14 protein-coding genes are annotated in these 12,296 nt (G+C 72.9%); 5 read left to right on the forward strand and 9 right to left on the reverse strand.

Features of this window, described 5'->3' with window-relative positions:
* Positions 1-7 precede the first annotated feature (7 nt).
* The 3 genes from C6N31_RS36475 to C6N31_RS36485 all read right to left on the reverse strand — a co-directional run bounded on the left by C6N31_RS36475 (position 8) and on the right by C6N31_RS36485 (position 2,238).
* Positions 8-502: a nuclear transport factor 2 family protein gene (locus tag C6N31_RS36475; RefSeq protein WP_138358272.1), complete on the reverse strand. Its 495-nt coding sequence runs from the start codon at positions 500-502 to the stop codon at positions 8-10.
* A gap of 67 nt (positions 503-569) precedes the next feature.
* Complete coding sequence (locus tag C6N31_RS36480) at positions 570-1,355, reverse strand: helix-turn-helix transcriptional regulator (RefSeq protein ID WP_138358270.1); 786 nt, start codon at positions 1,353-1,355, stop codon at positions 570-572.
* Between the two features lie 25 nt (positions 1,356-1,380).
* Positions 1,381-2,238, reverse strand: coding sequence for a GNAT family N-acetyltransferase (locus tag C6N31_RS36485; RefSeq protein ID WP_138358268.1), 858 nt, complete (start codon positions 2,236-2,238; stop codon positions 1,381-1,383).
* 283 nt (positions 2,239-2,521) lie between these two features.
* On the opposite strand from C6N31_RS36485, the gene C6N31_RS45320 reads away from it, so the two are divergent.
* On the forward strand, positions 2,522-3,121 hold the full coding sequence (locus C6N31_RS45320) for a HEAT repeat domain-containing protein (protein ID WP_269287685.1): 600 nt from the start codon (positions 2,522-2,524) through the stop codon (positions 3,119-3,121).
* Positions 3,122-3,136: 15 nt separating this feature from the next.
* On the opposite strand, the gene C6N31_RS36495 is transcribed toward C6N31_RS45320, so the two are convergent.
* Together C6N31_RS36495 and C6N31_RS36500 are read right to left on the reverse strand one after the other, a co-directional pair.
* Positions 3,137-5,158, reverse strand: a complete 2,022-nt coding sequence (locus tag C6N31_RS36495; protein ID WP_198359132.1) for a M3 family metallopeptidase — start codon at positions 5,156-5,158, stop codon at positions 3,137-3,139.
* A 155-nt stretch (positions 5,159-5,313) separates the two neighbouring features.
* Entirely contained in the window at positions 5,314-5,562 is a 249-nt protein-coding gene (locus C6N31_RS36500) for a DUF5302 domain-containing protein (protein ID WP_138358262.1), read from the reverse strand.
* 114 nt (positions 5,563-5,676) lie between these two features.
* Between C6N31_RS36500 and C6N31_RS36505 the strand changes: the two genes are divergently transcribed.
* The gene (locus C6N31_RS36505) at positions 5,677-6,714 is read left to right on the forward strand and encodes a saccharopine dehydrogenase family protein (protein WP_138358260.1); all 1,038 of its coding nucleotides are present in this window, start codon (positions 5,677-5,679) and stop codon (positions 6,712-6,714) included.
* Between the two features lie 9 nt (positions 6,715-6,723).
* Here the strand turns inward: C6N31_RS36505 and C6N31_RS36510 are convergent, their stop codons facing one another.
* The 4 genes from C6N31_RS36510 to C6N31_RS36525 form a co-directional block, all read right to left on the reverse strand.
* Complete coding sequence (locus C6N31_RS36510) at positions 6,724-6,984, reverse strand: DUF6126 family protein (RefSeq protein ID WP_138358258.1); 261 nt, start codon at positions 6,982-6,984, stop codon at positions 6,724-6,726.
* A complete protein-coding gene (locus tag C6N31_RS36515; RefSeq protein WP_138358256.1) occupies positions 6,981-7,607 on the reverse strand; it encodes a helix-turn-helix domain-containing protein in 627 nt (208 codons plus the stop codon). Before C6N31_RS36515 ends, C6N31_RS36510 begins: the two co-directional genes overlap by 4 nt.
* A gap of 81 nt (positions 7,608-7,688) precedes the next feature.
* Positions 7,689-8,699, reverse strand: a complete 1,011-nt coding sequence (locus C6N31_RS36520; protein WP_381588983.1) for a DUF6745 domain-containing protein — start codon at positions 8,697-8,699, stop codon at positions 7,689-7,691.
* An 84-nt stretch (positions 8,700-8,783) separates the two neighbouring features.
* The gene (locus tag C6N31_RS36525; RefSeq protein ID WP_198359133.1) at positions 8,784-9,110 is read right to left on the reverse strand and encodes a DUF8820 family protein; all 327 of its coding nucleotides are present in this window, start codon (positions 9,108-9,110) and stop codon (positions 8,784-8,786) included.
* A gap of 161 nt (positions 9,111-9,271) precedes the next feature.
* On the opposite strand from C6N31_RS36525, the gene C6N31_RS36530 reads away from it, so the two are divergent.
* Genes C6N31_RS36530 through C6N31_RS36540 form a run of 3 tightly spaced genes read left to right on the forward strand, consistent with a single transcriptional unit; the run spans position 9,272 to position 12,295 of the window.
* Positions 9,272-10,228 carry an STM4015 family protein gene (locus C6N31_RS36530; RefSeq protein WP_138358250.1) on the forward strand — a complete coding sequence of 319 codons (957 nt, stop codon included), beginning with the start codon at positions 9,272-9,274 and terminating at the stop codon, positions 10,226-10,228.
* Positions 10,225-11,175, forward strand: coding sequence for an STM4015 family protein (locus C6N31_RS36535; protein ID WP_138358248.1), 951 nt, complete (start codon positions 10,225-10,227; stop codon positions 11,173-11,175). The genes C6N31_RS36530 and C6N31_RS36535 overlap by 4 nt, the downstream gene beginning before the upstream one ends.
* Positions 11,156-12,295, forward strand: a complete 1,140-nt coding sequence (locus C6N31_RS36540; RefSeq protein WP_138358246.1) for an STM4014 family protein — start codon at positions 11,156-11,158, stop codon at positions 12,293-12,295. Before C6N31_RS36535 ends, C6N31_RS36540 begins: the two co-directional genes overlap by 20 nt.
* Position 12,296 lies beyond the last annotated feature (1 nt).

The raw sequence follows: 12,296 nt of genomic DNA on the forward strand, positions 1-12,296 counted from the left end.
TGCCTTGTCAGGCGTCCGTCCCGAAGCGGCGGCTCCCGCTCACCGACCACACATCGGTGATCAGGCCGTCGGAAACGGCCAGAGTGTCGATGCCGCTCACCGTGATCTCACCCGCGCCGTCCGGATCGGGACGGGTGGCGCTCCAGCGGCAGCAGACCTGGCCCGCCGGACCGCCGCCGGCCGTGGCGGTGAGGTCCACGAGCGGAACGCCGTGCATGCGGTAGACCAAGCCTGGCTTGGCCTCGCGGTGGGCGACGACGAACGGGACGAGTCCTCCGGGGCCGCGCAGGGCGTCGGTGTCCGCCTGCGGAATGGCGTTGCCGAAGTGGATACGGAAACCGGGGGTGAGGATGCGGTCGGCGATGGCGAGGTCGCCGTTCCACACGTCCGTCCAGTCCTCGAAGAGTCCGGTGCCGAGCTGACGGAAATCGGTGCCGGTGGTGTCGATGGTTCCATTGGTGCCGGCGGTCTCAGTGGTGCTGGTGTGCAGGTCGACGGTCATGTCCGTGCCTTCCTTCTCGGTGTGATCACCATCTTCGAAGGGGCCGGCGACACCATCCTGTCGGTGTTTACGACGTGCGTCTACGACGTGCGTTGACGAGGTTGCGCTGACGAAGTGCCGCCGGACTGGACTTGCCGGGAAGAGCGTCGACCAGGTCCGCGAAGCCCTCGAGACCGATCAGCTCCCAGCCCAGCGCATCCAGCTCGGTGCGGTCGATCCGGCGCGGCGGCGCCGTCTCGTCCAGCGCCCGCACCGCCTGGATCCGGTCCATCCGGAACCCGCGCACCGCCTCACGCAGCCGGCACCAGGCGATGAGGTACCACTGCTCGCCGCCGAGGAACCCGAGCGGCTCCACCAGCCGCTCGCTGGCCACGCCCTCCCGGTCCTCGTACGCGAGCCGCAGCACGCGGCGGCTGGCGAGCGCGTCCTGCAGGACGCGCGGAACGGTGGCGCGCCGTTCGTCCCGGGCCAGTACGTGCACGCGGTCGGCGAACTCGCCGGTCGCGGCGCGCTCCCGGGCGGGCATGACGGCCAGCACCTTCTGCAGCGCGCTGCGCGCGGCTCCGGCGAAGGGCGTGCCGTCCAGCGCGTGCAGACCCACCGCGAGGGCGGTCGCCTCCGCCGGGGTGATGGTCAGCGGCGGGAGCGTCTGCTCCTTGTCCAGGACGTATCCGCCGGTGCGGCCCGGTTCCGCGTAGATCGGCACGCCGGACTGCTGCAGCGCGCTCAGGTCGCGTTCGATGGTGCGGCTGCTCACCTCGAAGCGCTCCGCGAGCCACCGGGCGCTGCGCGGGCGGGGTGCGACCGCGCGCAACTCCTCGACCAGGGCGTACAGCCGGTCGGTCCGGTTCACAGCGTGCCGCCTCGGCTCGGAGGTGTCATTCCACCACCGGACCGTAGGTCAGCGCGACATGGTCCTGCACCGGCAGGTAGCCGAGCCGCCGGTAGAGCGCGTTGCTGGTGGGGTTGGCGAGGTCGGTGAAGAGCAGCACCTCGTCCACTCCCGCGTCGCGAGCTGCCCCGCTGACCGCGGCGGTCACCCCGGCCGCGTAGCCGCGGCCCCGGTGCCCCGGCGGGGTGTAGACGGCGACGACGCGGACCATCCCCGCGAGCGGACGGGTGATTCCGGCCATCGCCACGGGAGCGCCGTCGACCTCCCACACCGTGACGCCGCCATGGCTGAGGCGGTCGTCGACGAACGTGTCGGCGTTCAGGCCCTGCTCCTCGATCTCGGCGGCGAAGGCCTCGTACCACTCCGCCAACAGCTCCCGGTCGCCCGTACCCGCGGTTCTGGCGCGGCCGGCCGGGGCGGGTTCCGGCGGTGCCAGCTCTCCGAGCCGGAACAGCCGCAGGTTCTTGTCGAGTTCGGCCGCCGCTCCGGTACGGGACCGCCAGGCATCGGCGAAGGCCACGGCCGTGTCCCGTTCCCCCCGGATGCCGGTCAGCGCGCGCCCCATCCCGTCCCACACGCCCGCCAGTTCCGCGAGGGCCTGCGGCGGCGCCTCGGTCAGGAGCGGCGGCATCGGCGAGGTCTGCAGGAAGGCGGCGGCGACGGTCCCGCCGGCGTCCTGCCACCAGCCGAACAGCGGCGGGGTCTCCCCGTACGCGTCGAGGCCGCGGTGCCGCAGCCCTTCGGCGACGGTGATCAGTACGGTGTTCTCGACCGCGCGTGCCCGCAGGAAGCCGCTCGCGGCCGTCAGGAACGCGTCGAGATCGTGTGTCGTGTGCCAGCTCATGCCGCATCCTGCCCCGCGTGCCACCTCCCCCGCACCCCGTTTTCATTGCGCCGCGCGGTGGCAGATCTTCCGCCACGACTATCAAACGTGCAGGTCAAGGGCGTTCACACCGGCCGATTGGTGGCGCAACACAACGGCAGCACCACTTCGACCCGACCCTCGGTATGGTCCCTGGGAACGCGGCGCACCGACGCCACGGCCACCGAACCGCAGACCCCAGACCGCAAACCGGACCAGCCCGCAAACCTCAGACCGGAGAGCCCGATGCCCGCCGAGCGCACCCGTGAGCACACCGCACCGGTGGCCGCCGCGCGCCGCCGCCGGCTACGGGCGGACCAACGTTGCGCTGTTCGGCGGCACGCTGGACGACCCGGACATCGAGGTGCGGATCGAGACCGTCCGCGCCCTGCTGTCGGTCGACGCCGTCGACGTCCTGGCGCGCGCCGCCGCCGATCCCTCCCGCGAGGTGCGGGTCGCGGTGGCCAAGGGCCCGGGGACGGCCGACGGGCCGCTGCCCACGCTGAAGGGGCTGATCCAGGACGGGGATCCGCTGGTACGGGCCGCCGCCCTGGAGGCGCTGGCGGGGGCGTGCTGCCCGCCGCCGCTGGACTCGGCGGCGGCGGCCGCCCTCGATGACCCGGCCTGGCAGGTCCGCCGGGGCGCCGCCGCCGCGCTGGGCGCCGCGGATCCCGCGCTCGCGCTGCCCGCCCTGCTGGCCGCCGTCCGCGACCCGCACGCCGACGTCCGCAAGGCCGTCGTCCTGGCGCTGCTCCCGCACGGCGGCGGCCCGGGACCTGTCCTTGCGGCCCTGGCCGCCGCCGCGGACGACACCGACGCCGACGTACGCGCCTACGCCCGGCGGGCGACGGGAGCGGCCGTCTGACGGCGACCGCGGGCCCTAGGCGGGCAGCAGCCCCCGGCGCACCAGCAGCGGCTCGATCTTCGGGTCGCGGCCGCGGAAGTTGCGGTAGGTGGTGAGGGAGTCCACGCTGCCGCCCTTGGAGAGCAGTTCCCGCCGGAAGGCGTCACCGTTCGCCCGGCGCATGCCGCCGTTCTCCTCGAACCAGTCGACGGTGTCCGCGTCCAGGACCTCGCTCCAGATGTAGGAGTAGTAGCCCGCGCTGTAGCCGTTCGAGAAGACGTGGGAGAAGTACGTCGACCGGTAGCGCGGCGGGATCGCGGGGACGGCGATCCCGGCCGCCTTGAGCGCCTCGGCCTCGAACGCCTGGGCGTCGCCCGGGTCGCTGCCGGCCGCGATCGTGTGCCAGGCCCAGTCGAGCAGCGCGGCGCCCAGGTACTCGACGGTCCTGAAGCCCTGGCCGAACGCGTCGGCCTCCGCCATCCGCTCGATGAGCTCGGCCGGCAGCGGCTCGCCGGTCTCGTGGTGCTTGGCGTAGTTGGCGAGCACCTCGGGCCGCAGCGCCCACATCTCGTTGACCTGGGACGGGTACTCGACGAAGTCCCTGGGGACCGCGGTCCCGGCGAAGAACGGGTACTGGACGTCGGAGAACAGCCCGTGCAGCGCGTGCCCGAACTCGTGGAAGAGCGTGTTGACCTCGGCGAAGGTCAGGAGCGCCGGCTCACCGGGGGCGGGCTTGGCGATGTTGAGGTTGTTCACCACGACCGGGCGGGTGCCGAACAGTCCCGACTGGCCGACCAGCGCGTTCATCCAGGCCCCGCCGCGCTTGGAACCGCGCGCGAAGAGGTCGGCGAGGTAGAGGCCCAGCGGCGTCCCGTCCTCCTCGGACACCTCGAAGACCCGGACGTCGGGGTGGTAGCCGACGAGGTCGGTGCGCTCGGTGAATCGCAGCCCGTAGACCTGCGAGGCGGCGAAGAACACCCCGTCGTGCAGGACCCGGTCGGCCTCGAAGTAGGGGCGCATGACGGCGGCGTCGAAGGCGTACCGCTCCTTGCGCACCTGCTGTGAGCGGTAAGCCCAGTCCCAGGCCTGGATGGGGCCGGTGTCGCTCACCGCGGCCAGTGCGGCGGCCTCCCGCTCGGCCATGGCGACGGCCGGCGGGACGAGCCGGTGCAACATGCCGGTGACGGCGTCGGTGGTCAGCGCCGTCTGGTCGGCGACGACGTACGCGGCGTGGCTGTCGTACCCGAGCAGCGCGGCCCGTTCGGCGCGGAGCGTCGCCATGCGGACGGCGAGCTTGCCGTTGCCCTTGGCGCCGCGGCCCAGCGAGCGCTCCAGGAGCCGCTCGCGGACCTCGCGGTTGTCGAGGGAGGCGAGCTCCGTCTGGTTGGAGAAGTTCTTCAGGCTGATGACGTACTTGCCGTCGTGCCCGCGGGCCCGGCCGTTCTCGGCGGCGGTCGAGATGGCGTCCTCCGACAGCCCGGCGAGCTCCTCCGGGCCGTCCAGCACCAGGGCCGCGTCGCGGGTGTCGTCGAAGACGTTCTGCTGGAAGGAGGTGGCGGCGGTGGCGAGTTCGGCGTTCAGCTCACGCAGCCGCTGCTGGTCCTCGGGGGAGAGCTGGGCGCCGGCCCGCAGGAAGGTGGTGTGATACCGCTCCAGCAGCCGCAACGACTCCGCGTCCAGACCGAGTTCGGCGCGGTCGTCGTGGAGCGACGCGACGCGGGCGAACAGTCCGGCGTCCAGGTGGATCGCATCGCTGTGCGCGGCGAGCCGCGGGTTGAGCTGCGCTTCCAGTTCCTGCACGGCCGGGTTGGTGTCGGCCGAGGACTGGTTGAAGAACACGTTTCTGACGCGCCGCAGCAGGGCCCCGGATCGCTCCAGCGCCACGATGGTGTTCTCGAAGGTGGGCGGCTCCTGGCTGCCCGCCACCGCCGCGACCTCTTCCAGCTGCTCCGCGAGACCTCGCTCGAACGCCGGGAGATAGTGCTCGTCGCGGATCTCGGCGAACGGCGGCAGCTCGTACGGAAGCGGGCTCGGGCTGAAGAATGGATTCGTCGTCACCCGCCCGACCCTACGCCGCCCGCCTGCTTCCCCCGGAGGACGAGGGGGATCGTCCGGACATCCCTGTCAGGCACATCCCCGACGGCCGCGGGGCAGGCTCGGGAAGCCGAGCCCGCCCTGCGGCCGTGGGCAAGGAGGGGTACGGGTCGTACGGATCAGCCACCGCTCTTGCGGCGGAACTCGCGCTGTCCGCCGGCTCGCCCGTGGGCACCGTGGATCTTCGAGCTGTCCGGTCCGCCGCCGGCGGCAGCGGCGCTCTGGTTGCCTCCGCGCTTCCGCTCCAGGGCTTCACGGAACTTGCGCTTGACCTCGTCCTCGGCCGGCTCGGCCGCGGCGGACGCGTCCGCAGCGCCGGGCACCTCGGTCGCCTCGGTCGCCTCTTGGTCTGATGCCTCGGCAGTCATGGGGGCCTCCTGGTTTCGTTCGGTTACGGGCCAAGCCTCGCATGCCCGGCCACGTACGACACACTGCAATACCGGCGGCGGGACGCCGGACCGCTCTCAGGAAGGACGTGTTCCATGACCTGGATGCTGTACGGCGCCACCGGATATACCGGACGCCTGATCGCCCGGCGGGCCGCGGCCCGTGGTGAACGGGTGGTACTGGCCGGCCGCAGCATCGCCAAGGTAGCGCCGCTGGCGGCGGAACTCGGTCTCGAGCACCGCATTTTCGGCCTTTCCGATCCGGTCGCGCTGCGGCGGGCGCTGGAGGGCGTCGAGTCGGTCGCCCACTGCGCGGGGCCGTTCTCGGCGACGGCGCTGCCGATGGCGCTCGCCTGCATCGAGACCGGCACGCACTATCTGGACATCACCGGCGAGATCGATGTCTTCGAGCAGCTGCACGCCCTTGACGGGCAGGCCCGCGCCGCCCAGGTCGTCCTGCTGCCGGGCGCCGGCTTCGACGTCGTGCCGACCGACTGCCTGGCCGCCACCGTCGCCGCGGCCCTGCCCGCCGCGAACCGTCTCGACCTGGCGATCCTGGTCGGCGGGACCGCCAGCCCGGGCACCGCCAGGACCGCGATCGAGGGGCTGCCCGACGGTGGGCGGGCCCGTATCGACGGCACGATCAGCGCGGTGCCGATGGGCTGGCGCCGGACCAGGGCGGCGTTCCCCTCGGGACCGCGGATGGTCACCTCCATCCCCTGGGGTGACGTCAGTACCGCCTTCCACTCGACGGCCATCCCCAACATCACCACCTACATGCCGCTGCCGCCCGGTGCCGCGGCCTTCAGCAAGGTGATGCGGCTGCGACCGGCGCGGATCCTGGCCCACGCCGCCGTCGGCGCGCTGGTGCGCGGACCCAGCGCGAAAGCGCTGGCCGGAACGCGTTCCGAGGCGTGGGCGCGGGCGAGCGACCCGGAGGGGCGCAGCGCGCAGGCGACGGTGACGATGCCGAACAGCTACGAGCTGACCGTCGAGTCGGTGCTGCGGATCATGCCCCGGCTCGCCGGTCTGCCGCACGGGTCGCAGACGCCGTCCCGGGCCCTCGGCGCCGGTTTCATCACCGAGTTCAGCGGCGTCACGCTCACGGAGTCGGGAGCCAAGCGCGGCTGGTGACGGTGCGGCTCAGTTGCCGTGCGCGCCGAGTACGAACAGCAGCCAGACGAATCCGGCCAGCAGGTGGGCGACGACGACGTAGACCAGAACGCGCAGGACCACGGCCCGTTCCTTGCGCCGCTCGCTGCCCTCGCTGGTACGCAGCTCCGGGGCGAGCGGTTCGTGGCGCGGGCGGCCGGTGGCGGTGTTGGTGACGGCGGCACGGACCGGGGTGGTGCCGGTGCCGTCAGTGCCGCTGGGGGTGGCTTCGGTGGGGGCGGTGTCGTTCATTTCGGGGTATCCGCTCTCTTCGGGTCCTGCGTGTCCTGCGGGGTGACGCACAGGCCGGCCGCCTCGCTCTGCATGAGGGTGTGCAGGAAGAGCAGGTCGACCCCTTCGGGGGAGGCGGCGGCGAGGCGGTGCGGCACCAGCGAGTCGAAGTGCGCCGCGTCGCCGGTGTCCAGCAGATGGGTGTTCTCCCCGAGGGTGAGCCGCAGCCGGCCGCCGGTGACGTAGAGCCACTCCTCACCGGGGTGCACGCGGACCAGCCGGTCCTGCGCCTCGGGCGGTACATGGACCCGCAGCGCCTGCATGGCCCGGCCGGTGCCGCCGGCCCGCCAGTACGTCCAGCCTCCGGCGGGCACCGGTGCCATGCTGTCGCCGCGTACGATGGGGAACGGTTCGGCGGTCGTCTCCCCCAGCAGGTCCGAGACGGTCGTGCCGTACAGCCGGGCCAGCCCGAGCAGTACGGGAAGCGACGGCTGCCGGAGCCCGGATTCCATCCGCGACAGATGCGCGGCGGAGAGTTCGAGCCGCCGGGCGGCGGCCTCCAGGGTGAGGCCGGTACGGCGGCGCTGTTCCTTCAGCCGGGGGGCGAGGACCAGCGTCTCCGCGGACGCGATATCGGTGTCCATGCCCTTGATGGAACAGCATCCCTTGCCTCTCGGGCAAATGTTTTGTCTGAGAGGCAAATCACCCGGCCTCTCCTCACCCGCTCAGGTCTGCCGCTCGGGCAGATAGCTGTCCGCGTCCAGCCCGAAGGTCCAGGCGACGCCCTCCCGGGCGGTCCTGGTCCGCGGCGGGACGCGCAGCCAGTACGTCCGGTGGGTGCCGTCCGGCTCCGGGGTGGAATTGACCACCTCGACCATCACCACCGCCTCGTCGTCGTCCAGCTCGATGCGCCACAGGATCCCGGTCTCGTCCCGGGCCACCGGCTTGGCACCTGACTCCGCGAGGTAGCGGTCGTAGCCGTAGTACTCCAGCATCACGCGGCGCAGCTCCGCGTTCTCCTCGGTCCGTATCCGGGCCGGGGTGAGGTCCGCGAGGCCGGCGAGGAACGCGGCAGGCACCGGCATACCGCGCCAGGCGTGCAGGGCGAAGCCGTCGGGGAAGGCGAGCGCGGGCCCGTCGCCCCGGTCCAGCCGGCCCGCCTCGTCCCGGTGCAGTTCCACCGGCCGCTCCGCTATCACCACGACCCGCTCGTACGGCCACCACCAGCCGGCGGCGCGGGCCACCGCCGAGACGCCTTCGAGCGTCCCGGCCTCCTCGTCGAAGGCGGCCAGCCACGCCGCGTCCTGCTGGCCGAGCACCGCGTCCAGCAGCACCAGGCGGACGGCGGCCGCGTCCGCGGGCTCCTCGCTGAGCGCCTCCACCACACCCACGCGGATCCGGTCGGCGAGCGAAGCCGTCGAGTCCCACAGCTGGCCGCCCGTCAGTGCCCACCGCTCGGCCCAGCCCGCGGGTCCGAGCGCCGCATGCCGGCGCTGCCGCTCCGCCGCCCATGGGCGGGTGCGCACCGCGTCCCGCACGCAGCGCCCCGTTCCGTCCTCAGCCACCAGCCGCATCGCGGTCGCGGCGGCCTCCAGCGGCGAGCCGGTCCACACCACGCGCTCCGGTGCCGGGAGTCCGGCCTGCCAGTACGCGAGCTGTATCCCCGCCTCCGCCGCGGCGCGGTCCGCCGCCCCGGTCTCCGCCGCGATCGCCCGCCACCGCGCCGCCGTCTCCAGTGCCGTCGTCATTCCGTCCGTCCCCGCCCCTCGTCCTCGGTCACTTGAACTCCCCCCGCCGGTCGCGCGGCACCGCCGCGCACCTCAGTCCGCCACGACGCGCACGGCGCCGGGCGCGTACTCGCGCTGCCGCACCACCCGGAACCAGCCCTTGGGCAGCGGTATGGCCGCGTGCTCCTCGTGCACCACCCGCCCGCCGTCCGGGAGATGGAGGAACGCGTCACCGAACGGACCGGGCTCGCGGACCAGGGTGCCGGGCCCGACGACCGCGTGCGCGTGACCGGTCACCTCGCCCAGCGCGAGCACCAGCCGTCCCCGTCCGTCCCGTGGCTGGCGCGCCAACGCCTCGACTCCGCGCGGCGGTTCCCCCGCCTCCAACGGCATGATCAACACGTCCCCCTGCCGGTACACAGCACGCTCCCCTCCGCCGTCCGCACCCTGCGGCCGCCGATGTCCAGAAGCTACGTGGCCGGTCTGACAACGCCCGCCGTCCGCGTTGTCAGTGCGGCTTGGTAGAACTTTGCCCAGATCAGTCGTCAGGCCAGTCCCGCCCGTGTCAGGAGACCAGCGTCATGTCAGCCGTAGAGCATCTGCAGGAGTTGCACGGCCTTCCTGCCTTCGACTTCCCCGGGCCCGACAGCAAGGACGAACTGCCCGCGCCGGAGACCGTCGCCTGGCGGCTCGCCGCGGATCCCTACGACGACGACTCCGACGAGGAGTTCGGGGATGTCTGGGACCGGTTCCTGGACACGGTGGATCCTTCCCGGGTGCGGGCGATCATCATCGGCCAGTGGGGCGAGGCCTACGAGGACGACTCCACCGGGATCGTCGAGGACCTCGTCGACGCCAAGGACCAGCTGACCGCACTGGAGGCCGTGTTCATCGGCGACCTGGAGCAGGAGCAGGCCGAGATCTCCTGGATCGAGCAGTCCGACGTCACTCCCGTCCTGGCGGCCTATCCGGAGCTGCGGGAGTTCGGCGCCCGTGGCGGCACCGGCCTGCTGTTCCCGGCGGTGCGGCACGAGCACCTGCGCACCCTGACGTTCGAGGCCGGCGGTCTGCCCGCCGAGGTCGTCCGAGGCATCGCGGCGAGCGAGCTGCCCGCGCTGGAATATCTGGAACTGTGGCTCGGCGTCGAGGAGTACAGCGGCACCGCCACCCTCGCCGATCTCGCCCCGATCCTGGCCGGCGGCGGCTTCCCCGCGCTGCACCATCTGGGCCTGCGCAACAGCGAGATCCAGGACGAGATCGCCGCCGCGGTCGCCGCCGCTCCGGTGGTGGCCCGGCTCAGCTCCCTCGACCTGTCCCTGGGCGTTCTCACCGACGAGGGTGCGACCGCGCTGCTGGAAGGCCAGCCGCTCACCCATCTGCAGTGGCTCGACCTGCACCACCACTTCCTCAGCGACCCGATCGCCGCACGCCTGCGCGACACGCTGGTGCCCGCCGGCGTCGAGGTCGACCTGTCGGAACCGGGCCGCAGCTGGAACAACGACGGTGTCGTGCACCGCTTCACGGCGGTGGCGGAATGAGGGACACCTTCGCCGGCCTGCCGGTTCACACGCTGACGCATCCGGTCGGCGCCGCATCCGGCCTCCCGGCCGCGGACAGCGTCGCCTGGGGGCTGGAATGCGGCTACGGCGCCGACGCGGCGTTCCCCGAACTGTGGCGCGGCTTCCTGGACACGGTGGACACCGAGCGGGTCACCGCCCTGGTGATCGGATCATGGTGGGACGGCGACTACACGAGTCTGGGCCCGGTGGTGGAGCTGATCGTCGCCGACGCGGCCCGGCTGCCCGGTCTGCGCGCGCTGTTCCTCGCCGATGTGGAGGGCGAGTCCTGCGAGATCTCCTGGCTGCTGATGGCCGACATCACGCCCGTGCTGGAGGCCTTCCCGCTCCTGGAGGAGCTGGGCGTGCGTGGCGGCAACACCGGGGACGACGCCCTGGTCCTGGCCCCCGTGCGGCACACCGCGCTGCGCGTGCTGCGGTTCGAGTCCGGCGGGCTGCCGGGAAACGTCGTGCGCGCGGTGGCCGCGAGCGAGCTCCCCGCCCTGGAACACCTGGAGTTGTGGCTGGGCGTCGAGGAGTACGGCGGGGACTCCACGGTCGCGGACCTCGCCCCGTTGCTGGCCGGCGGCCGCTTCCCGGCCCTGCGCCATCTCGGGCTGCAGAACAGCGAACTGCAGGACGAGATCGCCGCGGCCGTGGCCGCCGCCCCGGTCGTCGCCCAGCTCACCTCGCTCGATCTCTCGATGGGTGTGCTCAGCGACGAAGGTGCTGCCGCCCTGCTCGGCGGTCAGCCGCTCACCCATCTGACCCGTCTCGACCTGAGTCACCACTACCTGAGCGACGCGGTCATGGAGCGCGTCAGCAGTGAACTGGGCGCCGCCGGGGTGACGGTGGACCTCTCCGAGCAGGAGAGCCCGGAGGATGAGGGCGATGACGAGGAGTGGCGCTATGTCGCCGTCTCCGAGTAGCTCCGCTGTCCGCTCCGAAGTCCGTTTCGCCGTCGTCGGGAATCCCGGCAACCGCCGGGTGACGATGTTCGCCGACGCCGTGCGGGCCGCTGGGCTCCCCGCGCCCCGGATCGTGGCCTGGCGCGATGTGCTGCGCGGGGCGTACGGGTTCACGCCGGGCGAGGTCGTGCGGGTGGACTCCCCCGGCGAGGACCCCGAGGTCGACCGAGCACTGCGCGGCGGCGGCGATCCGACCCGAGTCGAGGGCAGTGCCGTCTGGTACCGGCGGTTCACCGACGCGGTACGGGAGGTGGCGCGGGCCGCGGTGGAGGCGGGCGCCACCCTGCTCGACGATCCGCAGGACGTCGCCGTGCTGTTCGACAAGCGGCGCTGCCACGCCCGGCTGCTGGCGGCCTGCGTTCCGGTACCGCCGGCGCTCACCGCGCCCGTGCACGGCTGGGACGACCTCAGGGAGCAGTTGCGCGCGGCGCGCATGCCGCGCGCCTTCGTCAAGCCCGCGCACGGCTCGTCCGCGTCGGGCGTGATCGCCCTCGAGTTCGGCGGGCCCGGCCGGCTCAGGGCGACGACGTCGGTGGAGCGGACCACCGACGGACGGCTCTTCAACTCGCTGCGCGTACGTCGCTACGAGGACGAGCGCGAGGTCGCCCCCATGGTGGACACGCTGGCCGGGGACGGTCTGCAGGTGGAGCGCTGGCTGCCCAAGGCCGCGCAGCACGGCAGGGCCGCCGATCTGCGGGTCGTCGTGGTGGACGGCAGGGCGACCCACGCGGTGGTGCGCACCAGCCGCTCCCCGATGACCAATCTCCATCTCGGCGGCGCCCGCGGGGACCTCGCGGCGGCGCGCGCCGCCACCGAAGCGGCCGGACTCGGCTGGGAAACGGTGACGGGCATCGCCGAACAGGCCGCGGCCTGCTTCCCCGGGACACTCTGCGTCGGGGTCGACGTACTGCCCGGCACCGGCTGGCGGCGCTTCGCCGTCGGCGAGGTCAACGCCTTCGGCGACCTGCTGCCGCGTCTGACGGGCCTGCCCGGCAGCGGTGCCGAGGAGCAGGACACCTACGCCGCCCAGGTGGCCGCCGTTCTACGCAGGGAGCGCCACCGTGCCACAGCCGCCGCTTGAG

This window comes from Streptomyces fildesensis, from assembly GCF_016107395.1.
In the GTDB taxonomy this organism is placed as follows: Bacteria; Actinomycetota; Actinomycetes; order Streptomycetales; family Streptomycetaceae; genus Actinacidiphila; species Actinacidiphila fildesensis.